This window comes from Catenulispora sp. GP43 (genome assembly GCF_041260665.1).
Lineage (GTDB): Bacteria > Actinomycetota > Actinomycetes > Streptomycetales > Catenulisporaceae > Catenulispora.
In genome coordinates, this window is record NZ_JBGCCT010000001.1 from 266,078 (window position 1) to 291,818 (window position 25,741).

At 72.3% G+C, this 25,741-nt stretch carries 23 protein-coding genes and 1 pseudogene; 14 read left to right on the forward strand and 10 right to left on the reverse strand.

Translation table 11 applies throughout. The annotated features are described in order from the left end of the window. Window positions 1-89: 89 nt before the first annotated feature. Both ABH926_RS01205 and ABH926_RS01210 read left to right on the forward strand, forming a co-directional pair. The gene (locus ABH926_RS01205) at window positions 90-1,436 is read left to right on the forward strand and encodes a cytosine permease (protein WP_370363338.1); all 1,347 of its coding nucleotides are present in this window, start codon (window positions 90-92) and stop codon (window positions 1,434-1,436) included. Then, window positions 1,433-2,542 (forward strand): phosphotransferase enzyme family protein, encoded by a 1,110-nt coding sequence (locus tag ABH926_RS01210; RefSeq protein ID WP_370363340.1) that lies wholly within the window; start codon window positions 1,433-1,435, stop codon window positions 2,540-2,542. Before ABH926_RS01205 ends, ABH926_RS01210 begins: the two co-directional genes overlap by 4 nt. Window positions 2,543-2,561: 19 nt before the next feature. Here the strand turns inward: ABH926_RS01210 and ABH926_RS01215 are convergent, their stop codons facing one another. Beyond that, on the reverse strand, window positions 2,562-4,073 hold the full coding sequence (locus ABH926_RS01215; RefSeq protein WP_370363341.1) for a DHA2 family efflux MFS transporter permease subunit: 1,512 nt from the start codon (window positions 4,071-4,073) through the stop codon (window positions 2,562-2,564). Between the two features lie 273 nt (window positions 4,074-4,346). Between ABH926_RS01215 and ABH926_RS01220 the strand changes: the two genes are divergently transcribed. Together ABH926_RS01220 and ABH926_RS01225 are read left to right on the forward strand one after the other, a co-directional pair. Next, a complete protein-coding gene (locus tag ABH926_RS01220; RefSeq protein WP_370363342.1) occupies window positions 4,347-5,114 on the forward strand; it encodes a TetR/AcrR family transcriptional regulator in 768 nt (255 codons plus the stop codon). A gap of 136 nt (window positions 5,115-5,250) precedes the next feature. Continuing rightward, the gene (locus ABH926_RS01225) at window positions 5,251-5,991 is read left to right on the forward strand and encodes a G1 family glutamic endopeptidase (RefSeq protein ID WP_370363343.1); all 741 of its coding nucleotides are present in this window, start codon (window positions 5,251-5,253) and stop codon (window positions 5,989-5,991) included. Window positions 5,992-6,061: 70 nt separating this feature from the next. On the opposite strand, the gene ABH926_RS01230 is transcribed toward ABH926_RS01225, so the two are convergent. After that, the gene (locus ABH926_RS01230; RefSeq protein WP_370363344.1) at window positions 6,062-8,056 is read right to left on the reverse strand and encodes a DUF2510 domain-containing protein; all 1,995 of its coding nucleotides are present in this window, start codon (window positions 8,054-8,056) and stop codon (window positions 6,062-6,064) included. A gap of 204 nt (window positions 8,057-8,260) precedes the next feature. Between ABH926_RS01230 and gabT the strand changes: the two genes are divergently transcribed. From gabT to ABH926_RS01250, 4 genes are all read left to right on the forward strand, one after another. Continuing rightward, a complete protein-coding gene (gene gabT, locus ABH926_RS01235; protein ID WP_370363345.1) occupies window positions 8,261-9,592 on the forward strand; it encodes a 4-aminobutyrate--2-oxoglutarate transaminase in 1,332 nt (443 codons plus the stop codon). Window positions 9,593-9,776: 184 nt separating this feature from the next. After that, on the forward strand, window positions 9,777-10,271 hold the full coding sequence (locus ABH926_RS01240) for a hypothetical protein (RefSeq protein WP_370363346.1): 495 nt from the start codon (window positions 9,777-9,779) through the stop codon (window positions 10,269-10,271). Continuing rightward, on the forward strand, window positions 10,268-11,413 hold the full coding sequence (locus ABH926_RS01245) for a class F sortase (RefSeq protein WP_370363347.1): 1,146 nt from the start codon (window positions 10,268-10,270) through the stop codon (window positions 11,411-11,413). Before ABH926_RS01240 ends, ABH926_RS01245 begins: the two co-directional genes overlap by 4 nt. 109 nt (window positions 11,414-11,522) lie before the next feature. Continuing rightward, complete coding sequence (locus ABH926_RS01250; RefSeq protein WP_370363348.1) at window positions 11,523-13,043, forward strand: MFS transporter; 1,521 nt, start codon at window positions 11,523-11,525, stop codon at window positions 13,041-13,043. A 17-nt stretch (window positions 13,044-13,060) separates the two neighbouring features. Here the strand turns inward: ABH926_RS01250 and ABH926_RS01255 are convergent, their stop codons facing one another. Both ABH926_RS01255 and ABH926_RS01260 read right to left on the reverse strand, forming a co-directional pair. Next, the gene (locus ABH926_RS01255) at window positions 13,061-13,810 is read right to left on the reverse strand and encodes a hypothetical protein (RefSeq protein WP_370363349.1); all 750 of its coding nucleotides are present in this window, start codon (window positions 13,808-13,810) and stop codon (window positions 13,061-13,063) included. After that, a complete protein-coding gene (locus tag ABH926_RS01260; RefSeq protein WP_370363350.1) occupies window positions 13,807-14,715 on the reverse strand; it encodes an ABC transporter ATP-binding protein in 909 nt (302 codons plus the stop codon). The genes ABH926_RS01255 and ABH926_RS01260 overlap by 4 nt, the downstream gene beginning before the upstream one ends. A 128-nt stretch (window positions 14,716-14,843) precedes the next feature. Here ABH926_RS01260 and ABH926_RS01265 point away from each other — a divergent pair, with 128 nt between their 5' ends. Beyond that, a complete protein-coding gene (locus ABH926_RS01265; protein ID WP_370363351.1) occupies window positions 14,844-16,049 on the forward strand; it encodes a sensor histidine kinase in 1,206 nt (401 codons plus the stop codon). Beyond that, window positions 16,046-16,714: a response regulator gene (locus ABH926_RS01270; protein WP_370363352.1), complete on the forward strand. Its 669-nt coding sequence runs from the start codon at window positions 16,046-16,048 to the stop codon at window positions 16,712-16,714. Before ABH926_RS01265 ends, ABH926_RS01270 begins: the two co-directional genes overlap by 4 nt. A 10-nt stretch (window positions 16,715-16,724) precedes the next feature. Here ABH926_RS01270 and ABH926_RS01275 read toward each other — a convergent pair whose 3' ends face one another. After that, a complete protein-coding gene (locus tag ABH926_RS01275; protein ID WP_370363353.1) occupies window positions 16,725-17,462 on the reverse strand; it encodes an SDR family oxidoreductase in 738 nt (245 codons plus the stop codon). Window positions 17,463-17,504: 42 nt separating this feature from the next. Here ABH926_RS01275 and ABH926_RS01280 point away from each other — a divergent pair, with 42 nt between their 5' ends. Beyond that, window positions 17,505-18,293 carry a phosphatase PAP2 family protein gene (locus ABH926_RS01280; RefSeq protein WP_370363354.1) on the forward strand — a complete coding sequence of 263 codons (789 nt, stop codon included), beginning with the start codon at window positions 17,505-17,507 and terminating at the stop codon, window positions 18,291-18,293. On the opposite strand, the gene ABH926_RS01285 is transcribed toward ABH926_RS01280, so the two are convergent. From ABH926_RS01285 to rimO, 3 genes are read right to left on the reverse strand one after another with little or no spacing between them, the layout of a single operon-like run. Next, window positions 18,280-18,759, reverse strand: a complete 480-nt coding sequence (locus ABH926_RS01285; RefSeq protein WP_370363355.1) for a CinA family protein — start codon at window positions 18,757-18,759, stop codon at window positions 18,280-18,282. The genes ABH926_RS01280 and ABH926_RS01285 overlap by 14 nt on opposite strands. Beyond that, window positions 18,752-19,360, reverse strand: a complete 609-nt coding sequence (pgsA, locus tag ABH926_RS01290; RefSeq protein WP_370363356.1) for a CDP-diacylglycerol--glycerol-3-phosphate 3-phosphatidyltransferase — start codon at window positions 19,358-19,360, stop codon at window positions 18,752-18,754. The genes ABH926_RS01285 and pgsA overlap by 8 nt, the downstream gene beginning before the upstream one ends. Further along, a complete protein-coding gene (gene rimO / locus ABH926_RS01295) occupies window positions 19,357-20,964 on the reverse strand; it encodes a 30S ribosomal protein S12 methylthiotransferase RimO (RefSeq protein WP_370363357.1) in 1,608 nt (535 codons plus the stop codon). Before rimO ends, pgsA begins: the two co-directional genes overlap by 4 nt. Before the next feature lie 95 nt (window positions 20,965-21,059). Here rimO and ABH926_RS01300 point away from each other — a divergent pair, with 95 nt between their 5' ends. Both ABH926_RS01300 and ABH926_RS01305 read left to right on the forward strand, forming a co-directional pair. Next, window positions 21,060-22,514: an MFS transporter gene (locus ABH926_RS01300; protein WP_370363358.1), complete on the forward strand. Its 1,455-nt coding sequence runs from the start codon at window positions 21,060-21,062 to the stop codon at window positions 22,512-22,514. Then, window positions 22,511-22,942: a MarR family winged helix-turn-helix transcriptional regulator gene (locus tag ABH926_RS01305; RefSeq protein WP_370363359.1), complete on the forward strand. Its 432-nt coding sequence runs from the start codon at window positions 22,511-22,513 to the stop codon at window positions 22,940-22,942. Before ABH926_RS01300 ends, ABH926_RS01305 begins: the two co-directional genes overlap by 4 nt. Here the strand turns inward: ABH926_RS01305 and ABH926_RS01310 are convergent. Both ABH926_RS01310 and ABH926_RS01315 read right to left on the reverse strand, forming a co-directional pair. Then, entirely contained in the window at window positions 22,922-23,707 is a 786-nt protein-coding gene (locus tag ABH926_RS01310; RefSeq protein ID WP_370363360.1) for a methyltransferase domain-containing protein, read from the reverse strand. The two genes, ABH926_RS01305 and ABH926_RS01310, sit on opposite strands and share 21 nt — an antisense overlap. A 143-nt stretch (window positions 23,708-23,850) precedes the next feature. After that, window positions 23,851-25,287 carry a helix-turn-helix domain-containing protein gene (locus ABH926_RS01315; protein ID WP_370363361.1) on the reverse strand — a complete coding sequence of 479 codons (1,437 nt, stop codon included), beginning with the start codon at window positions 25,285-25,287 and terminating at the stop codon, window positions 23,851-23,853. A gap of 256 nt (window positions 25,288-25,543) precedes the next feature. Between ABH926_RS01315 and ABH926_RS01320 the strand changes: the two are divergent. Further along, window positions 25,544-25,717 (forward strand): annotated as a pseudogene (locus ABH926_RS01320) (YegP family protein); the annotation flags it as partial. Window positions 25,718-25,741: the final 24 nt, after the last annotated feature.

Below are 25,741 nucleotides of genomic sequence, written 5' to 3' on the forward strand. Positions count from 1 at the left end.
GCCCCAGCCTACGTCGCCGGTCCCGACCGGCATCGCCGCTGATCGCCCATCGAACAACGGTGCGCGCGCCCCGTACTATGAAGCACGCCATGACGACCACCACCACGCCGGCCGACGCCGTCCCCGCCGCAGAGGCGCCGCTGCTCCTCACCACCGAGGCGCCGCGCACTCTGTCCTTCAGCGACCAGGCCGCGTTCTGGGCGAACCTGGGCGTCAGCCTGATCGGGTTCTCCTCGGCCGCGGTGGTCCTGATCCCCACCGGCTACTCGCCGCTTCCCGTCCCGGCCTCGCTGCTGGCCCTCGCGCTGGGCACGGTCGCCGGCATGGTGATGACCGCGCTGGCCGGAGTCGTCGGCACCCGCACCGGCGCGCCGTCGATGGCGGTGCTGCGCGGGCTGTTCGGCACCAAGCTGTCCTGGCTGCCGAGCCTGGCGAACATCTTCCAGCTCATCGGCTGGGGCGTGTACGAGATCACGGTTATCGCCGAGGGCGTGTACGCCATGCCCCACACCCACGTGATCCCGCGCCCGCTGGTGGTGCTCGCCGCCGGGGCGCTGTGCACGTCGATGGCGATCTGGCCGTTGTCGGTGCTGCGCGTTCTGCGCAAGTACGTGACCGGCGCGGTCGCGGTGGCCATGCTCTACTTCACGGTCCAGCTGCTGCGGAACCCGATCCCGCACCAGACCGGCACCTCCTGGAGCGGATTCTTCCCGGCCGTGGACGCCGCGCTGGCACTGTCGGTGTCCTTCCTGCCGATGGCCGCCGACTACATGCGGCACGCCCGCAGCTCCCGCCAGGCCGGCGGCGCGGCCGTGCTGGGCTACAGCATCACGCAGTTCTGGTGCTACGCGATCGGCATCGTGGCGCTGTTGCAGGCCCCGAACGCCGACGTCTTCCACACCATGCTCGGCGTGACCGCCGGCTGGCTCTTCTTCCTGGTCCTGGTGCTGCGCGAGTCGGACCAGTCCTTCGCGAACGTGTACTCCACGGCGATGTCGATCCAGAACCTGCTGCCCCGGGTGGACCGGCGGATCCTGGCCGGCGGGGTCGGCGTGCTGGTGACGGTGATCGCGCTGTTCGTCCACGACCTCGGCGGCTTCGCGAACTTCCTGGGGCTGATCGGCTCGGTCTTCGTGCCGCTGGCCGCGGTGCTCGGCGTCGACTACTTCCTGGGCCGGGGCCGCCAGGGCCGCTGGGACCTGTCCGAGCACTCCCCGGCGCGGCCGGCGATGCTGCTGCCGTGGGCCCTCGGCTTCGTGGTCTACCAGGTGCTGAACCCGGGCTCGGTGGACTGGTGGGCGCACGGCTGGATGCACGTCCAGGACTGGGTCCACGTGCACCCGGGCTGGTGGGCCTCGGCCTCCCTGTACTCCTTCGCCGCGGCGGCGCTGGCCACCGGCGCGATCGTGGCGCTCGACCGGCGGCGCCCGGCGTGAGCGACGACGACCTCGTCTTCGGCATGGGGGCGGAGTCGGTCGTGCGGCGGGACTGGCCGAGCCTGACCTCGCAGGAGGTCGAGGCGGTGCTCGGCGAGGAGGTCGCCGAGGTCGAGTGGCGCAGTCCGCGTCCGCTGTCGACGACGGCGCGCGTGCGGACCGCCGAGGGCCGCCGGCTGATCGTGAAGCGGCTGCCCATGGCCCTGCGCACCCCCGAGGCCCTGGCCGAGGAGCACGGTTTCATGGACCGCCTGCGCCAGCACGGGGCCCCGGTTCCGAAGGCATGGACGGCCGGCACCGGCGACGGCTTCACCTACGAGGCGCAGGAGATCGGCGACGGCAAGGACCGGTATCAGGGCCAGTTCTCCTGGCAGCCCTACCTCGCCCCGGACCACGTCGGTCTCGCCGGTCACGCTCTGGCCAAACTGCACAGCATCGCCAAGCTCTACGACGCCCCGGCCCGACCCTGGCGCCCCCTCAAAGCCGGCTTCTCGCTGTTCTCCGCACCGGACCCGATCGCCGCGATCGAGCGCGTCGCCGCCGAGCGGCCCGCCCTCGGCGACTTCCTCGCGGCCCGCGACTGGCGCGCGGACGTCGAGCGCCTGATGCTGCCGTACCACGAGCGGCTGCTGCCGGTGCTGGACGACCTGGAACCCATGTGGACCCACGGCGACTGGCACGGCACGAACCTGCTGTGGACCCACGACGTCCCGACCTCGATCTTCGACTTCGGACTCGCCGACCGCACCTACGCGGTCCACGACATCGCGGTGGCGCTGGAGCGGTTCGCCGTGGACTGGCTCGCGATCCGCGAGGGCGCACCGGGCTGGTCCGAGAAGTGGCCGGTGACCTGGTTCCTGCGCTTCTACCAGCTGCGCCGCCGGATCACCCCGGCCGAGCGGCAGGCGCTGCCGCTGCTCTTCCCGCTCTGCCACGCCGAGTACGAGCTCTCGGAGATCGACTACTTCCTGTCGGTCGTCCCGGGCAGCAGCGAGAAGAACGCCGAGATCGCCTACCGCGACTGGTTCCTCGGCCACGCACAATGGGCGAAGTCCGAGGAAGGACAAGCCTTCCTCGGACTTCTGGGAGGGGACAAGCCGGTCTGAGACCGGCCCACAGCGTCTTCTAGTGCCCCTCGGCCTCCTGGGTGTGCTTCGACATCGAGAAGGCGACGGCCCAGGCGACCACCAGGATGGCGGCGCTGATCGCGAACACCAGGACCGCGGCGGTCGGGACGCTGGTCAGCGTCGCGCCGGCCTTGTCGAAGAACACCGTGCCAAGGGCGGCGATCCCGAATGCGCCGGCCAGCTGCTGCATCGCGTTCAGCAGGCCCGAGGCCGAGCCGACCTCGGCGTCGTCCAGGTCGCCCAGGACCGTGCCGAAGATCGGGCCGAAGATCAGGCCCATGCCCATGCCGGAGACCAGCAGCGGGGCGATCAGCGTGAGGCTGGTGGTGGTCGCGCCGTAGGTGTGGACCAGCAGTGCGGAGATCACCGTGCCCAGGGACATCACCAGCATGCCGGACTGCAGCGTGCGGCGCGGGCCGATCTTCGGCATCAGGCCCTGCGAGACGCCCATGGAGATGATCGTGCCGATCGACCAGGGCAGCATCGTCAGACCGGCGTGCAGCGCGCTGAAGTGCAGCCCGATCTGCATGAACAGGGTGTAGACGAAGAACACGCCGCTCATCGCCGCCGCGAAGGAGAACAGGACCGCGATGCCGCTGATGAAGGAGCGCTTGCGGAAGACGGTCGGCACCACGAACGGGTCGCGGCCGGCGGCGTTGCGCCGCCGCTGGTGCAGGGCGAAGACGCCGAAGGTCGGGACCGAGGCGGCCATCATGGCGAACATCCACGTCGGCCAGCCGGACTCGCGGCCCTGGACCAGCGGGTAGACCAGCAGCATGACGCCGCCGGTGGCCAGCAGCATGCCGACGATGTCCAGCTTGGGCTTGTCCGGGCCGGCGGCGTGGTCGTCGTGCGGCAGCACTTTGGCGCCGAAGGTCAGCGCGATGATCCCGACCGGGATGTTGACCAGGAAGATGGCCCGCCAGCTCAGCCCGAACAGGTCGGCGCCGACCAGCCAGCCGCCCAGGATCGGGCCGAAGGTCGCGGCCAGGCCCATCATCGGGCCGAAGATGCCGAAGACGGAGTTCATCTTCTCCGCCGGCACCATCGCCCGCAGCATGCCCAGGCCCTGCGGGATCATCACCGCGGCGAAGGCGCCCTGCAGGATGCGCGCGCCGATCAGCTCGCCCGAGGTCTGCGCCAGCGAGCACAGGATCGAGCCGGCCAGGAAGCCGGTGATGCCGACCATGAACATCCGCTTGCGGCCGAAGACGTCGCCGAGCCGGCCGCCGGTGGTCAGCATGACCGCGAAGGCCAGGGTGTAGCCGGCCACGATCCACTGCAGCGCCGAGGTCGAGGCGCCCAGGTCGGTGCGCAGGACCGGGCTGGCGATGTTCATGATCGTGGTGTCGAGCAGGTCCATGATGTCGGCGCCGATGATCGCGAACAGCGCCAGGATCACGGCCTTGCCGAGCTTGGTCTTGGCCGGGCTCTGGGCTGCTTCCGAGTCCGGTGGCGGGTTGTCGGGGCGGTCGGCGGTCTGGTTCGTGGTGTCGATGGTGCTGGTCATGATGGGCCCCCTCCGGGCGAGATGTGGTCAAACGGCGTTCGAGACGAGCGAACAGCGTTCGTCGATGTGCATGTTCACGATATATCTCGTGTTCTGGATGTCAAGCTATATCGCGAACTCCGGGTTCGCGTTCCCGAGTCGCCCTCGAACGGCGTTCGGAAGCGTACGAACATCGTTCTACACGCGAACGGCGTTCGAGGCAAACGCTGTTCGTATTTACGAACACCGTTCGTCAGGCGTACAGTGTTCGGAAGAGGAAGGGAGCCAGACCCGATGGCCAAGCCAGCAGCACCGAACGAGACCCCCGGCGCCCCCACGCCGCCCTGGGAGCGCACGCCGCGCAAGGCCAAGGCCCCCGCGCGCACGCCGCTGAGCCAGGAGGCGATCGTCGACACGGCGCTGCGGATCCTGGAGTCCGAGGGCTACGACGCGCTGTCCATGCGCCACGTCGCCGCGGAGCTGGGCACCGGCGCGGCGTCCCTGTACGCGCACGTCGCCAACAAGGACGAGTTGCTGAAGCTGTGCATCGACCGGGTCTTCTCGGAGGCCGAGATCCCCGAGCCGGACCCCGAGACCTGGGTGGAGCAGCTCCGGGAGACGATGCGCCAGACCCGGCGGATCCTGCAGGCCCACCCCGGCCTGGCCCGCGCCATGCTCGGCCGGGTGCCGATGGGGCCGAGCGGGATCCGTCTCGTCGAGGGCTTCATGGGCCTGCTGCGGGCCGGCGACCTGCCGGACAAGGTGGCCGCGTGGGCCGGCGACGTGGTCTCGCTCTACGTGGTCGCGAGCGTTTTCGAGGACGACGTCCGGTTCTCCGTCCACGGCGAGAGCACGCAGGAGGACGTCGAGGCGTGGGCCGACGAGATGAAGGACTATATCAAGGCCCTGCCGGTCACGGCCTTCCCGAACCTGGTGGCGCTGGCCGAGCCGATGTTCGAGACCGGCGGCCCGGACGGCCGGTTCGAGTTCGGGCTCGATCTGATGTTGCGCGGCCTGGCTTCGCACTCGCGGCGGGGATCCGCCGGGGAGGCTGCGGAGTAGGACAAGTACACCTCCGGCGCGGAGGCGGCGAAGTGGGGCGAACCCTGGCGAATCGGTCTTTCGCCGCCTTTATGGCAGACATCTGCAAAACAGTTACCTAGTCTCCATCTCAGCTCACAGAGATTGGAGACACAGGATGTCTTCTCCCCGCCGCCGGACCGCGGCCGCCGTAGCGCTGTCCGGCGCGATATCGGCTGCCCTGCTCGCCACCCCGGCAGCGCCCGCGGCCGTCGTGGACGGCACCGCTCTGACGGTCGTCCACGGTATCCGCAACAGCACGTCCGGGAACTGGTCCGGGTACGCCGCCACCGGCGGGGGCTTCACCTCCGTCAGCGCCGGCTGGACCGAGCCGGCCGTCACCTGCCGGTCGCAGACCTCGTACGCCTCGTTCTGGATCGGCCTGGACGGCGACGGCAGCAACTCGGTCGAGCAGGTCGGCACCGAGTCCGACTGCTCCGGCGGCCGCCCGGTCTACTCCGCGTGGTACGAGATGTACCCCAGCGGCCCGGTGGGCCTCACGGGCCCGGTCTCGCCCGGCGACGCCATGCACGCCTCGGTCACCTCCGGCGGAGCGGGGAGCTTCACCCTGGTCCTGGCCGACCGGACCAGGGGCTGGACCCGCACCGTCCAGGCCCACCTGGACAACCCGGCCCTGGCCTCGGCCGAGGTCATCGCCGAGGCGCCGTCCGACGCCGCCGGCGTGCTGCCGCTGTCCGACTTCGGGACCGCGGCGTTCACCGGCGCGAGTGCGGACGGCACCCCGCTCGGGGCGTTCCGTCCGGACCCGATCACCATGGCGAACGGCGGGACCACCAAGGCCGCGCCCGGCCCGATCTCGGCGTCCGGGGACTTCACGGTGACCTGGCGCTCCGGCTGAACGGCCCGGCTGAACGGCCCGGCTGAACGTTCCGGCTGGGCGGCCTGGCTGAGCAGCCCGGCCGCCGCCGCTACCCCCGCAGGTCGACCAGGACCGGCGGCGTCCGGAACCCCTCGGCCGTGGACAGCGACACCAGCGCGTGCCCGGTCGGGATCTCGTTGATGATCTCCGAGGGCGACCAGACGTAGCGCTCCACCGGCTTGGTGGACACCGAGCGCTGCTGCGCCACCGACGAGCCCCCGGTCAGCGCGAGCAGCTGGCCGGGCCGCTTGGCGTTGCGGCCCATCGACTTCACGCTGCGGGAGCGCTCCGGCGGACCGGTGATGGTGCCGGAGCGGGTGGTGTTCTCCTGGCCGGTGGTCACCGTGGTCTCGGCGACCCACTGCTTTCCCCAGAAATCGGCGATGTAGGACGCGTCCTGCGGGTCGATGCCCGCGAACACGGCCTTGCAGCCGGTGTTGGCGAAGACCGTGGCGCGCAGGTCCTCCGGGAACTCGCGCATGGACTGGGCCAGCAGGATCAGCCCGGCGTTGGCCGCCCGGGCCCGCTGCAGGCCCTGGACCACGTACTCGTCGACGAAGCGGCCGGCGTCGTCGACGACCAGGCCCTTGAAGATCGAGCGGTCCACGTCCGGAGCGGACACGGTCTGCACGAACTGGGAGACCGCAAGGCGCGCCAGGATCCGCGCGGCCTGCGGGTAGGCGCCCTCCGGCAGCGCGATGCGGACCCGCACCGGCCTGTCGATCTGCCGCATCGAGAACTTCCGGTCGCCCCGGCCGTCGAACAGCTCGACCAGCGCCGGCCGGTCCAGCAGCCGCAGCCGCTCGACCAGCAGCCGCGGGCCGCTCTCGGCGAGCTCGGCGATCAGCTCCTTGAGCGTCGGGTAGCGGCCCTCGCGCTCGCGGAACCAGCTCAGCGCGGCGTCCAGGCCGTTGTGCGCGGCCGCGTCGGCCTCCGGCTCCACCCCCGGCGGCAGCAGCGCGCCGGCCAGCCGGTCGGCGGCCTCGGCCGGATTGCGCGCGCCGCCGAAGAGGTCGAAGCCCCACTGCGAGTCCGGGTCCAGCGGGTCGATGTCCACGTCGAAGAAGCCGGGCAGCGCGTAGTCGCCGTGCGGGTCGATGACCACGACCGAGGCCATGTTGGTCAGCGTCTGCAGGCCCAGCAGCTCCACGATGGGCCGGGCGAAGCTGCGGGTCTTGCCGCTGCCGGTGGGCCCTATCACCAGCAGCGAGGTGCGCAGGACCTCGGCGTCCAGGGCGAAGGTCTGGCCGGCGTGGGTCGCCGGGTTCTTCGCCGAGGCCGAGGCCACGCCCAGGCGCACCTGCCCGGTCATCAGGTCGTGCTCGCCCAGCCGGGCCGGCAGGTCGCGCTGGCCGGAGGGGTGCAGCCAGGCGTGCGGGCCGGCGTCCTCGATCTCGGCGGCCACCGCGGCCAGCCGGTCCTGGTCGCCGCGGGCCTGCCGGATCACCCGGACCACCCGGACGTAGTCGACGTCGGTGAGCTCGCCGTGGTCGGCGGCCGAGTCCAGCCGGCTGGCCGCCGCGACGTGCCCGGCCTGGCGCAGGTCCAGCCACATGTCCGGCTTGGGCGGCGGCGGGGCCTTGCGCTTCTTGGCCGCGCCCGCCAGCGCCCGCACCCGGTCGCCGTGCTGCTCCCACAGCACCCGGCCCACCGGCACCCAGCCCCCGGCCCAGCCGCAGGCGCCCAGGACCGCGGCGAGGTACACCACCCAGAGCAGCGCGCCGTTCAGGCCGATCGTGGTGAGGATGATCGACGCGGGCACCGCCAGCACCACCCCGGCCAGCGGCGCGTAGAGCAGGTATCGCAGGGCCCGTTGCCGCGCCTCGCGGCTGACCCGGATCGCGGCGGCCGCCTCCGGGTCGCGCCCGTAGGCGAACACCCCCGGCACGTCCACCAGCCGCGGGCCGTGCACCCAGGACTGCACGTCGGGGCGGGTGCGCTCGGTCCATGCCCTCCCGGTCCAGTAGCGCACCTGCGGCGCCCCGGAGGGGTCGGCGTACCAGCCGGGCGGCAGCGGGCCGGGGCCCTGGCCATCAGTCGTCACACGTTCTGTGTATCAGAACTACGACGCGGCGAAAGGGAACGGCGCCCGACTGTTCCCCGACCCCGCCGCGGCCGGCCGCCGACTCGCCAATTCGGCTCAACCCTGCCCCTGGACCCGCCACGACGTCCTGTGCCGGTCCGTCACGGCGCGCTTAGGCTGCGAGGGAACGCGCGACCACCCGCCCAACCAGGAGGCACTGGGATCATGACCGAGCTCAAGCAGGAACGGCGTCTCGTCACCGAGATCCCCGGCCCGAAGTCCCTCGCGCTGTTCGAGCGGCGCAACAAGGTCGTCGCGCGCGGCGTCTCCACGACGCTGCCGGTGTTCGTCACCGACGCCGACGGCGCGGTGCTGCTGGACGCCGACGGCAACCAGCTGCTCGACTTCGGCTCCGGGATCGCGGTGACCTCGGTCGGGCACGCCGACACCAACGTCGTGCGCAGGGCCTCCGAGCAGCTGGCGAAGTTCACCCACACCTGCTTCATGGTCACCCCCTACGAGTCCTACGTCGCGGTCTGCGAGGCCCTGGACGAGCTCACCCCGGGTGACCACGAGAAGCGCTCGGCGCTGTTCAACTCCGGCGCCGAGGCCGTGGAGAACGCGGTCAAGATCGCCAGGGCGTACACCAAGCGGCAGGCCGTGGTGGTCTTCGACCACGGCTACCACGGCCGCACCAACCTCACGATGGCGCTGACCGCCAAGGTCGCCCCGTACAAGGACGGCTTCGGCCCGTTCGCCCCCGAGGTCTACCGCGTCCCGATGGCCTACCCCTTCCGCTGGCCCACCGGCCCGGACAACGCCGCGGCCGAGTCCTTGGAGCAGACCAAGACGCTGATCGAGAAGCAGGTCGGCGCGCACAACGTGGCCGCCGTCCTGATCGAGCCGATCCAGGGCGAGGGCGGCTTCATCGTCCCGCCGGAGGGCTTCCTGCCGGGCCTGGCCGCCTGGTGCAAGGAGAAGGGCATCGTCTTCATCGCCGACGAGATCCAGTCCGGCTTCTGCCGCACCGGCGACTGGTTCGCGGTCGACCACGAGGGCGTGGTCCCGGACCTGATCACCACCGCCAAGGGCATCGCCGGCGGCCTGCCGCTGGCCGCGGTCACCGGCCGCGCCGAGATCATGGACGCCGCCGGCCCCGGCGGCCTGGGCGGCACCTACGGCGGCAACCCGGTGGCCTGCGAGGGCGCGCTCGGCGCCATCGAGACCATGAAGGAGCAGGACCTGGCGGGCAAGGCGCGCAAGATCGAGGCGCTGATGAAGGACCGTCTGACCAAGCTGGCCGCCGCCGACCCGCGCATCGGCGAGGTCCGCGGCCGCGGCGCGATGATCGCCGTCGAGCTGGTCAAGCCGGGCACCAAGGAGCCGGACGCGGCCCTGGCCGCCGCGGTGGCGAAGAAGTGCCACGGCGAGGGCGTCGTGATCCTGACCTGCGGCACGTTCGGCAACGTCCTGCGCTTCCTGCCCTCGCTGGTGATGAGCGAGGCGCTGCTGGACGAGGGCCTGACGGTGATCGAGGAGGCCTTCGCCGCGGTCTGAGTCCTGGATCGCAGGCGCACGCGCACGCCTTCGCCGCGGCCGGTACGGATCCCCGTACCGGCCGCGGCCTTTTCTGTCGCCGCGCCCGACCCCCAACGGGACTAATCGGCGCGCATAGCCCCATGCCCGGAGTTAACGTCGCAATGTGCCGTTGAAGCAGGGCGACGGAGAGGGAGGCCGGCTGGTGAGGGTGCTGATAGCGACCGCGGGCGCAGTGCTGGTGACGGCGGCTATAGCGACGGCGGGCACAGCCCCGGTATCGGCGGCGACAGCCGGAGACCCGACGGTCCAGCCGAACCCGGCATCGCCCGGCACCCGGGTCTGGGTCTACGACGCCAACGAGTGCACGGCCCCCAGCGGCACCGCGACCAGCCAGGCCCTGGCCGCCCCGATCGCCCTGGCGCCGCTGGCCAACATGACCGGCGGAGGCGGCACGCTCCGCGAAGGCCTGGCCGCCGGCACCTACACGATCACCCTCCACTGCGGCAGTACCCTGACCGCCACGGTCCACGTCAGCACGACCGGCACCCCCGCCGGCGCGGCAGCCGCCGGCGACGGCTCCGCCGAGGACCACCTCGGCATCGGCGACGCGGCGGTCGGCAGCGCCTTCCTGGCCGGCGGCCTGGCCTTCGCCACCGCCTCCTTCATCCGCCGCCGCCGCGCCGCCGCCCGCGGATGAGCGAGCCGACGGTGGTCGGCATCCCGGTCGGTATCCCGGCCGGCGGCGCGGTCGCGGAGCGGGCGGGCCGGGGCACGACAGCGGTCAGGGATGCGGTGCCGCCGACGGTCGACGCCGCGCAGCCTCGCGAGGGCAAGCCGGCGCGGAAAGCCTTGCCGGGAGTCCCGCCGGCGACCGAAGCCGGGCAGCCGCACGAGGACAGTCCTGCGCGCCAAGCTCTGCCGAGCCCGCTGCCCGCGACCAACACCAGCCAACCTCGCGAGGGCCTGCCCGACCTCGCCGGCACCGCACACATCGCCAGCACGGCTTCGCCGGGCCTGCCGCCGGCAACCGACTCCACCACCTCTCCCCCGCCATGCACCCCCAGCCCGATCTTCCACCTGATCGGCGAGCCCACCGCCCCCGAACTCCCCGCCGCCACACCCGAGTCCCACATCGAGGTCGGCGTCCAGGGCCACGGCCGCGTCTGCACCCCCGCTCCGCCAAAGCCGGCCGGCGCACCCGCCGACGTGCGGCATCCCGGCCGGGTGCTCGCGTACGCCTCCGTGGCGGCCCTGGTGGTCGGCTCCGGATTCCTCGTCCGGGCCCTGACCCTCGCCGATCCCGTGCCACCGCCGGTGCCGCCGGCGTGGGCGGGGCGGACCGTCGGCGCGGTGGGGCATCGGGCCGCGCCGCTGGGCTACGCGCGGCCGACGCGTATCACCATCGCGCGGGTCGGCATCCACGCCGATGTGCTCGCGCTCGGTCTGACCCCGGACGGCGCGGTCGGGGTGCCGCCGGCCAAGGAGCCGCTGACGGCCGCCTGGTACGACCGGGGCCCCGCGCCGGGGCAGGCCGGGCCCGCCGTCATCACCGGGCATGTCGATTCGCGGTTCGCGCCCGGGCACCGCGCCGCCTTCTACGAGCTCGGCGCGGTGCGCCCCGGCGACGACGTCGACGTGACGCGGGCCGACAAGCGGGTCGCGGTCTTCCGCGTCGACTCGGTCGCGCTGGTCCCGAAGGCCGGCTTCCCCACCCGCGAGGTCTACGGCCCCACCCGCTACGCCGCCCTGCGCCTCATCACCTGCGGCGGCCGCTACGACCGGCGGACCGGGTACGCCGACAACGTCATCGTCTACGCGCACCTCGTCGGCTCCCGCTGAGTCCCGCCGAGTCCCGCTGAACAGGCACCGCCACCGCCCCGACATGCGGCGGGCGCCACTCCGTCATAGCGTCGGACTCATTGATCTTGTCGCCCAGGAAGGGACCGACATGACATCTCCGGCGGACAGCGGCACTACAAAATCCACCGCCGCACAGCAGGCCGCGGAGGACGCCCGGTACGGCCCGCGCGTGGCCCACGAGTGGATGATCCTGGGCGTGGTGAGCCTGGCCCAGCTGATGGTGGTGCTGGACGTGACCGTCGTGACCATCGCCCTGCCGTCCGCACAGCAGGACCTGGGCTTCAGCAACGCCTCGCGCCAGTGGATCGTCACCGCCTACGCGCTCGCCTTCGGCTCGCTGCTGCTCGTCGGCGGCCGCTTCGCCGACCTGTTCGGGCGGCGGACGGCGCTGATCGGCGGGCTGGTCGGGTTCGGGCTGGCCTCGGCCCTGGCCGGGATCGCGCCGAACGTCGGGGTGCTGATCGGCGGACGGGCGCTGCAGGGGATGTTCGGCGCGCTGCTCGCGCCGGCCGCGCTGAGCGCGCTGACCACCACCTTCACCCGTCCGGCGGATCGGAACCGGGCGTTCGCGGTGTACGGGGCGGTCGCCGGCGCCGGCGGCGCCATCGGGCTGCTGCTCGGCGGGCTGCTCACCGAGTACCTGAACTGGCGCTGGACGCTGTTCATCAACCTGCTCATCGCCGCCATCGCACTGCTCGGCGCGCTGGCCTACGTGCCGAACCACCGGCCCGCGAAGCGCCCGTCCCTGGACCTGCCGGGCACCGCCTACGCCTGTTCCGGGTTGTTCCTGCTGGTCTTCGGCTTCTCGCGGGCCGAGGCGAAGGGCTGGAGCTCGCCGCAGTCCTGGGTCAGCCTGATCATCGGCTGCATACTGCTCGTCGTCTTCGTCTGGTGGCAGAGACGGGCCGAGCACCCGCTGCTGCCGCTGCGGGTGCCGGGCGAGCGCAACCGCGGCGCGTCCTACCTCGGCATGTTCGTCACCGGCGCCGGGATCTTCGGCGTCTTCCTGTTCCTGACCTACTACATGCAGCAGATCCTCACCTACTCCCCGGTCAGGACCGGCCTGGCCTTCCTGCCGATGGTCGCCATGCTGATGATCTCCGCGCAGATCGCGACGATCAGCCTGCTGCCGAGGGTGGGCCCGCGCCCCGTGGTGCCGCTGGGCATGCTGCTCGGCGGGATCGGCATGCTGTGGCTGACCCGGCTGGACCTGAACAGCACCTACCCCGCGCACGTCCTGCCGCCGCTGCTGGTGCTCGGCTTCGGCCTGGGCCTGATCTTCGCCCCGGCGATGGCCATGGCCACCTACGGCGTGCGCGCCGACGACGCCGGCGTCGCCTCCGCGATGGTCAACACCTGCCAGCAGGTGGGCGGCTCCATCGGCGTCGCCCTGCTGTCCACGCTGGCCGCCAGCGCCGCGACGAACTACGCCAAGGGCAAGATCCCCTCCTCGCTGGTCACGGCGCAGGCCAACCTGCACAGCTACGCCACCGCCTACCGCTGGTCCGCCGCGTTCTTCTTCGTCGGAACGGTGGTCTGCTTCCTGCTCTACCGATGGGGCGCGCCGAAGGGCGATCCAGAAGCGCAGAGCAACGCCGTGCCCATATAAAAAGCCCAGCCCAGCCCTTAATTGGTGTCGCGGCGGGTGACCACCAGCAGCGGCACCACGACCGAGACCGCCAGGTACAGCAGGCACGCGCCCCACGCCGCCCCGGCGCCGAGCACGTAGTCCGCCGACGTCCGCGGCGTGGTCCGTGCCGGAGTGGCCATCGCCTCGCCGACCTTGGTGAACGTCAACCGCACAGCGTCCGCGCGCACCGCGTTCGGCAGCAGGGCCGGGATCACTCCCATCGCCACGAAGACGATCCCGAAGAACGTCGACACCGCAGCCGTCGTACGCCGCAGGAGCACCCCTACGCAGAACCCGAACATCCCGATGAACGCCATGTAGAACCCGCACCCGAGCACCGAGATCACCATGTCGTGATCGGCCGGCGAGAAATGCACGCCGCGCTGCGCGAACAGGATCCGCGCGGTGAGGAACGCCGCGAACGCGAGCACCTCCCCCGCGACCACCAGCACCGCGAACAGCAGCCCGGCCTTCGCCGCGATCACCACCCGCCGCCGCGGCACCGTCGCGAACGTGGTGCGGATCAGCCCGGTGGTGAACTCCGACGACACCGCCAGCACCCCGAGCACCCCGAACGCCGACTGCCCGAACACCGCGCCCTGCAACGCGTCCGTCGGCTCGACGTCGCCGGTCTTGGCGACCAGCGCGCACGTGGCCGCGAGCCCGATCGTCCCGGCCGCCGCGACGTACAGCGCGAACCACGTCGACCGCACGCTCCACAGCTTGATCCACTCCGATCTGATCACGCCCTCGCTCCCCGGTACTCGACCGCGGCATCGGTCAGCCGCAGATAGGCGTCCTCCAACGACGTCGCCTGCCGCGCCGCCTCCAGCACCAGCACACCGGCCCCGTGCGCGAGTCGTGCCACGGCGTCGCCGGCCAGCCCGACCACCCGCACCGTGTCCGCGCCTTCGGGCGTGACCTGGGCCCCGGCCGCCGCCAGCACCGTGATCAGCCGGCCGGGGTCATCGGTGCGCACGCTCAAAGACCCGCCGCTGTAACGATCGATCAGCTCACGCGCCGGGATGTCGGCGATCAGCCGGCCCCGCCCGATCACCACCAGGTGGTCGGCGGTGTTCTCCATCTCGCTCATCAGGTGGCTGGAGACGAACACCGTGCGCCCCTCGGCCGCCAACCCCTTCATCAGGTCCCTGATCCAGCGGATGCCCTCCGGGTCGAGACCGTTGACCGGCTCGTCGAACATCAGGATCCCGGGATCGCCGAGCAGGGCGGTCGCGATCCCCAGCCGCTGCCGCATGCCGAGGCTGAAGCCGCCGACCCGGTCCCGGGCCACGTCGGTCAGCCCGACCCGGGCCAGCACCTCGTCCACCCGCCGCTCCGGAAGCCTTCCGGCGGCGGCCACGGCGCGCAGATGCTGCCGCGCGCTGCGGCCGGGATGCACTCCCCCAGCGTCGAGCAGCATGCCGACATGGGTCAACGGCCGCTCCAGCGCGGCGTAGGGCCGGCCGTCGACCCGGATCCGGCCGGACGTCGGCAGGTCCAGCCCGAGGACCGCGCGCATGGTGGTGGACTTGCCGGCCCCGTTCGGCCCCAGGAACCCGGTCACCCGCCCCGGACGCACGCTGAACGTCAGGTCGCGCACCGCGTATCGGTCGCCGTAGCGCTTGCTCAGACCTTCGATCTCGATCATGTATCAAGGGTCGTAGCCGCCGCGGGCCCACACATCGGAGCAGGGGCCGATCTCCCGGCCTCCTACCCGGGTATGGTTTCCGCCCGACCGCGTTGATCACCGTACGCTCGCGGGCTTACCGTCGGCAGATGGCCGACGTCGCGGCACGCCCCGTCCCGCTCGCCCCACGAATACGCCGGATGCGCCCCTGGCACTGGATCGCGCTGGACGCCGTGGTGGCGCTGATGTTCCTGCTGCCGGTGGGGTCGGGCCGGACGCGCGGCCCGGCGCATCAGAACCCGTGGTTGTCGGTGCTGGTCCTCGCGGTGACGCTGGTCTTCCTGGCCCGCCGCCGCTACCCGATGACCGTCTGCCTGCTGCTCACCGCCGCGACCGTCGCGCTGGCCACGTCCGCGCCGCCCTACGACGGCTACGGGCCGTTCGCGATGATGTTCGCGCTCTACACCGTCGCCACGACCCGCCCGGGCCGCGTCACCGTGCTGGCCTCCGCCGGGGTCCTGGCGGTGGCACTGGTGATCTTGACCGGCCTGCACTACCCGCCGTCGGTCGTCGCGCTCAGCGGGGTCGCGATCGGCGTCGCGCCGTCCCTGACCGGCTATGGCGTGCGCCAGCAACGGCAGTACCGCTCGGCCATGGCCGCGGTGCGCGCCCGCAGGATCGAGGCCGAGGTCGCCTCCAGAATGGCCGAGGAGAGACTGCGCATCGCGCGGGAACTACACGACGTGGTGGCGCACGCACTCAGCCTGATCACCGTGCAGGCCGGGGTCGCCGTGTTCCGCGAGCACGAGGCCGAGCAGATGCGCACGACACTGACCGCGATCGAGGAGACCGGCCGGACGGCGATGGGCGACATGCGCCGGCTGCTCGGCGTCCTGCGCGGCGCGCCGGCCCCGAGCACCGACGAGCCCCCGGCATCGGGTCCCGAACCGGCACCAGACCGCGAACCGGTACCGGACCTGCCCGACATCGGCGCCCTCATCGCCCAGGCGGCACAGGCGGGTCTGCGCATCACCCTGCGGGAGGAGGGCGAGCGCCGAACCGTCCCCGCCGCCGTGGGCCTGGCGGTGTACCGGATCGTGCAGGAGTCGCTGACCAACATCCTGCGACACGCCCGGACCGGTTCCGGCTCGGTGCTGCTGCGATTCGAGCCGCACGAGGTGGCCGTGACGATCGCCGATCCCCCGCCGCCCGACGGCCTGCCGCCCGCTCCCGTGGGCCCGCCCGGGCACGGCCTGCGCGGCATGGCCGAGCGCGCCGCGCTGTTCGGCGGCACGTTCTCGGCCGGGCCCGCGGACGGCGGCGGATTCGCGGTCACGGCGAGGTTCCCCGCGTGAGCCGCATCCTGATCGCCGACGACCAGGCGCTGCTGCGCGCCTCGCTGCGGGCCCTGGTCAACGGCTACGACGGCTGCGTGGTGGTCGGCGAGGCCGCGAACGGCGCGCAGGCCGTGGAACTGGCCGCCGCCCTGCGCCCCGACCTGGTGCTGATGGACGTGCGGATGCCGGTCCTGGACGGCATCGAGGCCACCCGCCGGATCACCGCGGCCGATCCGGCGGTCAGGGTCCTGATCCTGACCACCTTCGACCTCGACGAGTACGTCTACGAGGGCCTGCTCGCCGGCGCCAGCGGCTTCCTGCTCAAGGACTCGCCGCCGGCCGACCTGGTCAAGGCGGTCGAGGTGATCCGCGGCGGCGAGGCCCTGCTGACCCCGGCCGCGACCCGTCGGCTGATCACCGAGTTCGTCAAAGGACGCAAGGCTAGAACCCACGCGGCACCACCACCGAATACCGGCGCCCTGGACCACCTGACCGCCCGCGAACGCGAGGTCCTGACCCTCGTCGCGCGCGGCCTGTCGAACACCGAGATCGGTGCCGAGCTCTTCGTCTCGATGTCGACCGTCAAGACCCACATGTCGGCGCTGCTGGCCAAACTCGGCGCCCGCGACCGGGCCCAGCTGGTGATCCGCGCCTATGAAGCCGGCGTGGTGCGCGCGGGATAGCGCTGAGCGCCTAAAGCCCGCCGGCCACCCTCAGCACCGCGCCGGTGGCATAACTCGCGTCATCGCTGAGCAGCCACGCGATGGCCGCCGCGATCTCCTCCGGCTCGCCGGGCCGCCCGAGAGCCACCAGCGCGCCGCGCTTTTCGGCACGGTCCGGGTCTCCCATGTCGGCGTGGATGCGGGTCCGGACAAGACCGGCCTGCACCGAGTTCACCCGGATCCCGTCCGGCCCCAGCTCCCGCGACAGCCCCACGGTGATCGAGTCGACCGCGGCCTTGGCTCCGGCGTAGTGCACATAGTCATTCGGGGAACCGAGGGTCGCCGCCCCGGAGGAGACGTTCACGATCGCGCCGCCCCCGCGCTGCGCCATCTCCTTGGCCGCGCGCCGGCAGCACAGCAGATAGCCGACCACGTTCACGTCCACGACCCGGCGGATGTCCGCCGCGTCGGCGTCCACGAGCCGGGTCAGCGGACCGGTCACGCCGGCGTTGTTCACCAACCCGGTCAGCCCGCCGAGCTCGCCGATCGCGGTGTCGAAGAGCCGCTCCACGTCCGCCTCGTCGGTGGTGTCCATCCGGACCGGCACGCACCGGCGGCCGAGCTCGCGGACCTCCGCGGCGGTCGCCTCGGCCGAGGCGTCGTCGCTGAGATAGCTGAAGGCGATGTCGTGGCCGTCGCGGGCCAGGCGCAGGGCGGTGGCCCGGCCGATGCCGCGGCCGCCTCCGGTGATGATGGTGACGCGTTCCATACCGGCACGCTAGCCGGTCGGCGTATGCGAGAGTTGTTCTTGATGACAGATGCGCAGATCGCCGCTTCCGCCTCAGGTACCGGCGAGCCCGGCACCGTCCGGGAAGAAGTCCCGGCTGCCGGACCGGACGCGGGGAAGCAGGTCCCGGAGTGGCGGCGCGCGCTGCGGCAGCCCGAGATCCGGATCCCGCTGATCCTGCTGGGCGTCTTCCTCGTGCTCTGGGTACTCGTCCTGGCCCGGCCGACGTTCCTGACCTCGTTCGACGTGTGGGCCCGGGACCACGTCCAGAACGTGGCGCACGCGACCGACGGGCACCACCGCTGGCCCGTCTTCAAGACCATCGCCGACCTCGGCGGCGGCGTCACCGTCCACGGCGTGCCGTTCCCGGTCCAGGTGCCGATGGCCGCGATGGCGCTGGTCGGCCTCGGCGCGGCGGCGGTACGGCGCAGCTGGCGCCCGATCCTCGCGATGGCGGCCGGCTACGCGGCCCTGCTGGTCGTGCTGCTCCTGAAGGCCGTCGGCGACCGGCCCGGCCCCAGTATGGCCGGCCAGGCGCTGTCTGGCGGCCTCGGCTACTTCCCGTCCGGCCACACCGGCAACACGATGCTCGGATACGGCACCGCGGCGCTGATCCTGGCCTTCGTGTTCACCGGGCACCGGGCCCGGATCGCGATCGCCGCCGCGATGACGCTGTGGGCGCTGGCCGTGGGCTTCTCGCTGGTGTGGATGGACTACCACTGGGTGTCGGACGTGCTCGGCTCGTACGCGTTGTGCGGCGCCGCGCTCTTCGGCGTGGCGCGGGTGCTCGGGTTCCGACTCAGCCGTTCTTGAACGCCAGGGCCAGGGCCTGCCGGACCGCCTGCGCGCGGATGGCCTCACGGTCACCGGTCAGCCGCAGCTCCTCGGCGATCGGCTCCGAGCCGGGGCCCGCGTACCCGATGTAGACGAGCCCCACCGGCTTGCCGTCCTGCTCGGTGGGCCCGGCGACACCGGTCGTGGCCAGGCCGACATCCGCACCGAGCAGACGCCGGACGCCCGCCGCCATCTGCCGTGCCACCTCGGCGTCCACCGCGCCCTCGCGGGCCAGCAGGGCGGCGTCCACGCCGAGCACCGAGGCCTTGATCTCGGTGGCGTAGGCGGTCACAGAGCCGCGGAACACTGCCGAAGCGCCCGGAACAGAGGTGATCGCCGCGGCCAGCAGCCCGCCGGTCAGCGACTCCGCGACCGCGACGGTGAAGCCCTCGGCCGTACCGTCCAGGACCAGGCGGCGGGCGAGGTCTCCGGTCCCGTCAGCCACCGCGCTTCTCCCCGGCCATCCGCAGCCGCACCGCCCGCACGACGTAGTCCACCCCGGTCACCACCGTCAGCACCAGCGCGGCGGCCATCGTCACCACGCTCACCCAGTGCCACCACTGCGCCGTGGTCGGGATCAGGTAGAAGAGGATCGCGAAGCCCTGCAGGAAGGTCTTGAGCTTGCCGCCCTGGCTGGCCGCGATCACGCCGTACTTCAGCACCCAGAACCGCAGCAGCGTGACACCCAGCTCGCGGGCCAGTATCACGATCGTGACCCACCAGCTCAGCTCGCCGAGCGCGCTGAGGATCACCAGCGCGGTGCCCATCAGGGCCTTGTCGGCGATGGGGTCGGCGATCTTGCCGAAGTCGGTGACCAGGTTGCGGGCCCGGGCGACCTTGCCGTCCAGGGTGTCGGTGATGTTCGCGACCACGAACACCGCGCAGGCCATGCCCCGCCAGGCCGCCGACTGGCCGTGGTCGTACGCCAGCAGGAACCCGAAGACCGGGACCAGCAGCAGCCGCACCATCGTCAGGATGTTGGCCATGTTCCACAGACCCGCCGGGGACGCCTCCTGCGTCAGCGGGTCTGGGGGCGCGGGCTTCACCCGACCAAGCTTAGGGGAGTGATCGCCACGGCGTGCAGATCCACTCCCTCGCTCCCGACCACCTTCGCCGGCACGATCGCGCCCGGCACGAGCTCCACCGCGGGGGCACCCGGCTCCAGGGCCGGGACCAGCATGACCGAGCCGTCGACCTCCGGGCCCTGGAAGGCCGCGCGGCCCTCGGCCACGCCGTCGTGCGCCACGGATTCCACGAGCACGTCGATACGCTCGCCGACCCGGTCCTCGGCGCGCTGCGCGGTCAGCTCCTCGGCCAGGCCGGTCAGGTGCGCCACGCGCTCGGCGATCTCGTCCTCGTCGAGCTTGCCGTCGTAGCCGGCGGCCTCGGTGCCGTCCTCGTCGGAGTACCCGAACACGCCGATCGCGTCCAGCCGCGCCTGCGACAGGAACGTCTCCAGCTCCTCGAAGTCCGCGGCGGTCTCGCCCGGGAAGCCGACGATGAAATTGGACCGGACCCCGGCGTGCGGCACCCGGGTGCGGATGGTCTCCAGCAGCTCCAGAAACGCCTCGGTGCCGCCGAAGCGGCGCATCCGGCGCAGCAGGCCGGGGGAAGAGTGCTGGAAGGAGAGGTCGAAGTAGGGCACGACGCCCTCGGTGGAAGCCATCACGTCGATCAGCGTCGGGCGCATCTCGGCCGGCTGCAAGTAGCTGACCCGCAGCCAGTCCACGCCGTCGATCCCGGCCAGCTCCGGCAGCAGCGTCTCCAGCAGCTTCAGGTCGCCGAGGTCCTTGCCGTAGGAAGTGGAGTTCTCCGAGACCAGGACCAGCTCGCGCACGCCCTGCCCGGCCAGCCAGCGGGCCTCGTCGAGGATGTCGTGCGGGCGGCGGGACAGGTAGGAGCCGCGGAAGGCCGGGATGGCGCAGAACGAGCAGCGGCGGTCGCAGCCGGAGGCCAGCTTCAGCGGGGCCGAGGGGCCGTCGTCGAGGCGGCGGCGCACCACGCGGCGGGTCGGCGGGGCGACCGGGGACAGGGTCGGGTCGTCCGGGCGCTCGGCGGTCTCGGTCCCGGGCTCGCTCCCGGTCCCGGTCGCGGTCCCGGCCGCGACGGCCGTCTCGGCGACGTCCCCGGTGTCGCCGTGGCCCGGCACCGCGACACCGCCCTTGGCGGCCTGCCGGTCCACCGGCGTCAGCGGGAGCAGGGTGCGCCGGTCGCGCGGGACATGGGAGACCGGGCGCTCGCCGTGCAGGATCGAGTTCAGCCGCGCGCTGATGTCCTGGTAGTCGTCGAAGCCCAGGACTGCGTCGGCCTCCGGCAGCGCCTCGGCCAGCTGCTGGCCGTAGCGCTCGGCGAGGCAGCCGACGGCGACGACGGCCTTGGGGCCGGCCCCTGCCGCGTTCTCAGCCTTCGCGTCGGCGGCGGCGATCAGCGTGTCGATCGAGTCCTTCTTGGCGGCCTCGACGAACCCGCAGGTGTTCACCACCGCGATGTCCGCGCCGTTGGGATCGTCGACCAGATCCCAGCCGTCGGCCGCGAGCCGGCCGGCCAGCTCCTCGGAGTCCACGTCGTTACGGGCGCAGCCCAGCGTGACCAGGGCCACAGTGCGGCGCGGAGATGCCTGAGGAGTCGCTGGGGACACGGTGCCGGACATGGCCACCAGGCTACAGCGCGAAGAATAGTTGGCCAGACACAACAGTTGTGTGCTTACAATGGTTATGCAGACACAATCTTTCTTGGGGAGGCTCCGTGCCCGAGAGCGCGAACCGTCGTTATCTCATCCTGGCCATCTGCTGTCTGAGCCTGTTCATCGTCGGTGTGGACAACACCGCCGTGAACGTGGCCCTGCCCTCCATCCAGCGCGACCTGCGCGCCCCGGTCTCCGGGCTGCAGTGGACCATCGACGCCTACACCCTCACCCTGGCCTCGCTGCTGATCCTGGCCGGCTCGCTCGGCGACCGGTTCGGCCGGCGCCGCGTGTTCATGACCGGCACCTCGTTGTTCGTCGTCGGTTCGGTGCTGTGCGCGCTGGCGCCCAACCTCGGCGCGCTGGTCGGCTCGCGCGCCCTGCAGGGCGTCGGCGGCGCCATGATGAACCCGGTCGCGATGTCGATCATCACCAACGTGTTCACCGACAACAAGGACCGCGCCAAGGCGATAGGCGTGTGGTCGGCGGCATTCGGGGTGAGCATGGCGGCCGGCCCGGTGGTCGGCGGCCTGCTGCTGAGCGCGGCCAGCTGGCGGTCCATCTTCTGGCTGAACGTGCCGATCGGGGTCGCGGCCGTGCTGCTGACCGGGATCTTCGTGCCGGAGTCCAAGGCCCCGAGGGCCCGCCGCTTCGACCCGGTCGGGCAGGTGCTCGGCATCGCGTTCCTGGCCGGCGTCACCTACGCGATCATCGAGGCGCCGCGGGTCGGGTGGGTGTCGGGGCAGACCGTGGCCGTGTTCGTGGCGGCCGTCGCGGCGGCCGCCGGCTTCGTGGCCTACGAACTGCGCCGCGAACAGCCGCTGATCGACCCGCGGTTCTTCCGGAGCCTGCCGTTCTCCGGCGCCACGCTGATGGCGATCTCGGGGTTCCTGGCCCTGTCCGGGTTCCTGTTCATGAACACCCTGTATCTGCAGGACGCCCTCGGCTACAGCGCGCTGAAGGCCGGACTGCTGACCCTGCCGATCGCGGCGGCCAGCGTCATCGTCGGGCCGCGCTCGGGCCGCTGGGTGGCCGACCACGGCCCGCGGGTCCCGCTGATCGCCGCCGGCGTGCTGCTGGCGCTCAGCGCCCTGCTGCTGACCGGGCTGAGCGCGACGACGCCGGTGGCGCTGCTGCTGATCGCCTACGCGATCCTGGGCGTGGGCTTCGGCACCCTCAACCCGCCGATCACCAACACCGCGGTCTCCGGCATGCCGCGGGCGCAGGCCGGCGTCGCGGCGGCGGTGGCCTCCACCAGCCGGCAGGTCGGGCAGACGCTCGGCGTGGCGATCATCGGCTCGGTGGTGGTGGCCCGGGCGACGGGCCCGGCCCGCACCGGTCTGCCGGCGGCCAGCCACGCGGGCTGGTGGATCCTGTTCGGCTGCGGCCTTGCAGTGTTCGTACTAGGTATGCTCACGACCGGTAAGCACGCGGCGGCGACGGCCGCGCGCACCTCGGCCCAGCTGACCGAGCAGGCCGAGCCGACCACCGACACGGGGATCCCCGCACTGCGATGACCGACTACCCCAGCCACGACGCGTACCGCGCACACGCCGCGATGCAGAAGCTGGTGCTCCACCAGCGCGACGTGCGCGGTGCGGTGGAGAAGGCGACCGGCCTGAGCTTCGGCCGGTCGCGCGCGCTGCGCCGGCTGGTGCACGGCCCGCTCCGGATGAGCGAGCTGGCCGCCCGCCTGGGCTGGGACAAGCCCTACACCACCACCGTGGTCGACGACCTCGAGGAGCGCGGCCTGGTGACCCGCAGCGTCGCCCCGGACGACCGCCGCGCGAAGATGGTCGAGCTCACCCCCGAGGGACACTCCGCAGCCGTGACCGCGATCCGGATCCTCGCCGAGCCGGCACCCGGCCTGTCACGGCTGAACGCCGAGGAACTGGCGATCGTGGCGGAGCTGCTGGAGAAGGCTTCAGACGAGAGCGAGTGCTGACTCGGCGACCACGGTCACGAAGGACACGGTCGCGAAGAACGTGTCAGCGGTGAGATGGCCGAGCCAGGCGGCGGCGTCCTGCTCGGTGAGGTAGCCGGCGGCCACCGCGCGCTCGGTGTTGCGGCGCAGCCCCAGGATGGTCTCGGCGGTCTGGAAATCCGTGACCACCACGGCCTCGTTGCGAACGGCCCGCAGGGTGTACCCGGCGTGCACGGCGAGGCGCGGCAGCTGCCGTCCGATGGCCTGATTGCGGTTGACGCGCTCGGCGACGTACCGGGTGAAGGCACGGCTGACCGCCAGATCGGTGTGGTCGACGGCGAGCGTGTCCCAGTCCGGCTCGGCCAGGGTGAGCAGACCGCCGGCGCGCAGCACCCGATGGATCTCGGCCAGCACCGCCGCCGGGTCCGCGACGTGCATCAGGACGCGATCAGCGCGGGCGCGGTCGATGCTGTGGTCCTCGAACGGCAGCCGGTGGGCGTCCGCGTGGCGCACCAGGACCGTCGGCCGATCGGCCATCCGCGCCTGGGCGGTCGCGACCATCCGGGGGTCCTGGTCGATGCCGAGCACCGCTCCCGCCGGACCGGCAGCTTCGGCCAGCGCCGCGAGATCGGTCCCGGGACCGCAGCCGACGTCCAGCACCCGGTGGCCCGGTGCGATGGCGAGCGCGGTGATCAGGTCCTGCTTGTAGGAACGGGCGGCATCGGTCGCCGCGACGGCGTCGAGGTAGGACGTCGAAGCGGAGCTGGTGACGGCGGAGATGGTCATGCTTCATCGAAACAGCGGACGGCGAGCCCGTGGTGGAGAAGCCGTGCGGATTGTGTGCGGAGATGAGTGAGGGCGGCGACCGCGATGGTCGCCGCCCTCGTCCGCCCTCGTCCGTCCTCGTCCGTCCTCGCGGAGAACCTCACTCAGCCGGTCACCGCGCCGGTCGGGTTCAGGGTCACGTGCACGACCTGGCCGCTGCCGCCGGCCGAGCCGAGGTCTTTGCCGTTCAGCGTCATGTGCACCGCCGCGGCGTTGCCGAGGGTCACACCGAGCTGCTTGGGGTCCTGGAAGCTCTGGGTGCTGCCGGCCGGCAGCATGCTGTCGAACAGGACGTGGCCGTCGGGGCCGGTCACGTTCAGCCAGCTGTCGGAGCCGACGGCGGCGATCCGGACCGCGACGCCCTTGGGCGCCGGCGGGGGCGGCGGGGGCGTGGGCTTGGCCGCGACCGGCTTCCGCGCGGGAGCCGGGGCCGCGGCCGGGGCGGCCTTGCCGCCGCCGTCGTCGCCGATCAGCTGCACGCCGGCGAAGACCACCAGGCCGAGCAGCGCCACCAGCATCGCGGCGGTCCAGTTCGCCGACTTGGGATGCCGCTCGATCTTGCCCGGGTCGTCCTTGCGGCGGGGCTGGGGCGGCCTGACGGATCCGGAGCCGCCGCCCTTGCCGCCGGCGCCGGCCGCGTGCGTCTTGTCCGCTGCCGTGCCCTTGCCCGCGGCCGCGAGCGTCGCGCCCTCGGCTGCCGGCCGGATCACCCGGCTCGGAGCGCGCCCCGCGAACCGCGCGGCGTTGTCCCGGGCCGCGCTGGTCGGCACCGCGTTGGTCGGCACCACGTTGGAGCCCGGCGTCTTCGAGTGCTTGTCCCCACCTGTGCCGAGCGTGCGGTCCTCGGCCGAAGCGGCCGGGGCCTTGGGCGCCTCGGCCCGCGACACCACCCGCGACCGTCCCCGCACCGGAAGGTCGGTCGGCACGAACGGCGGGTGCTCGGTCAGCAGCGGTTCCGGGTCGATGCCCACGACCCTGGCGATGGCCCGCACATGCCCGCGGGCGTAGACGTCGCCGCCGCAGTGCACGAAGTCCCCCGCCTCGATCTCGCGCAGCATGCCCGGCCGGATCCGGGTGGCCGCCACGACCTCCTCGATCGACAGACCCGCGTGCTGCCGGGCCAACGCCAGGCGCCGGCCGACGATCTGCGAGTCGGTCAGGTCGGAAGGCTCGGCCGCCTCGGCGGACTTGGCCGCCGGGACCTTGTCGGGGTCGGGAGCCGACCCCGGCTCGGACGCCGCGGCCGGCACGGCGGCCGTCGGCGTCGGCGCCGGCGCCGCGACCGGAGCCTGGGCGCCGGACTCGGCGGCATCCGCCTCGGTGGCCGTGGCGGTGGCGCGCTCGGTGGCGCGCTCAGCGGCGACATCGGTGACAGTGCCGGTGCGCGCCGCAGTCCGCGCACCGACACCACCACCGACGCCTCCCGCTACCCCGCCGCCGGCGACCTCATCCTCGACGAAGCGCCCGCCGCGCAGATCGTCCGCCTCGTCGAGCCCGACACCCGTGCCGTCCCGCTCGTCCTCAGCCCGCTGACCGCCCATGCGACACACCTCGATTCACCCGATCCGTAAGCCCGCCGGACCTCCCGCCGCGCACACCCCCGCACAGATGGCTATGCCCCAGATCGAGTGGATTGAGGCGAGCTGGAGGGTTGATTCGCCCATATGTCGTATTGATAGGTCGTACGGGTCATCTCCATCGACTTGTCGACAAGGCACGAACGGCGCACGTGCGATGGCGCGAGGCCGCGAAGGCGGACGACCGTGAGGGGGACCGCACTACCGAAAGGACTGGACGATGGCTGGGAAGTTCGAGGTCTACAAGGACAAGGCCGGGAAGTACCGGTTCCGCCTCAAAGCCGGGAACGGCGAGATCATCGCCGTCGGCGAGGCGTACGAGTCGAAGGCGAGCGCGATCAGCGGCATCCAGTCGATCCGCTCCAACGCCGAGGCCGCCACCCTGGTCGACCTGACCAGCCAGGCGACGCACAGCGGG

Excerpts from the sequence above, each read along its gene's own strand:
- ABH926_RS01205 (WP_370363338.1), top strand. The coding sequence starts at position 90 with ATGACGACCACCACCACGCCGGCCGACGCCGTCCCCGCCGCAGAGGCG.
- ABH926_RS01215 (WP_370363341.1), bottom strand. The coding sequence starts at position 4,073 with ATGACCAGCACCATCGACACCACGAACCAGACCGCCGACCGCCCCGAC.
- ABH926_RS01220 (WP_370363342.1), top strand. The coding sequence starts at position 4,347 with ATGGCCAAGCCAGCAGCACCGAACGAGACCCCCGGCGCCCCCACGCCG.
- ABH926_RS01225 (WP_370363343.1), top strand. The coding sequence starts at position 5,251 with ATGTCTTCTCCCCGCCGCCGGACCGCGGCCGCCGTAGCGCTGTCCGGC.
- gabT (WP_370363345.1), top strand. The coding sequence starts at position 8,261 with ATGACCGAGCTCAAGCAGGAACGGCGTCTCGTCACCGAGATCCCCGGC.
- ABH926_RS01245 (WP_370363347.1), top strand. The coding sequence starts at position 10,268 with ATGAGCGAGCCGACGGTGGTCGGCATCCCGGTCGGTATCCCGGCCGGC.
- ABH926_RS01250 (WP_370363348.1), top strand. The coding sequence starts at position 11,523 with ATGACATCTCCGGCGGACAGCGGCACTACAAAATCCACCGCCGCACAG.
- ABH926_RS01260 (WP_370363350.1), bottom strand. The coding sequence starts at position 14,715 with ATGATCGAGATCGAAGGTCTGAGCAAGCGCTACGGCGACCGATACGCG.
- ABH926_RS01265 (WP_370363351.1), top strand. The coding sequence starts at position 14,844 with ATGGCCGACGTCGCGGCACGCCCCGTCCCGCTCGCCCCACGAATACGC.
- ABH926_RS01275 (WP_370363353.1), bottom strand. The coding sequence starts at position 17,462 with ATGGAACGCGTCACCATCATCACCGGAGGCGGCCGCGGCATCGGCCGG.
- ABH926_RS01280 (WP_370363354.1), top strand. The coding sequence starts at position 17,505 with ATGACAGATGCGCAGATCGCCGCTTCCGCCTCAGGTACCGGCGAGCCC.
- rimO (WP_370363357.1), bottom strand. The coding sequence starts at position 20,964 with ATGTCCGGCACCGTGTCCCCAGCGACTCCTCAGGCATCTCCGCGCCGC.
- ABH926_RS01305 (WP_370363359.1), top strand. The coding sequence starts at position 22,511 with ATGACCGACTACCCCAGCCACGACGCGTACCGCGCACACGCCGCGATG.
- ABH926_RS01310 (WP_370363360.1), bottom strand. The coding sequence starts at position 23,707 with ATGACCATCTCCGCCGTCACCAGCTCCGCTTCGACGTCCTACCTCGAC.
- ABH926_RS01315 (WP_370363361.1), bottom strand. The coding sequence starts at position 25,287 with ATGGGCGGTCAGCGGGCTGAGGACGAGCGGGACGGCACGGGTGTCGGG.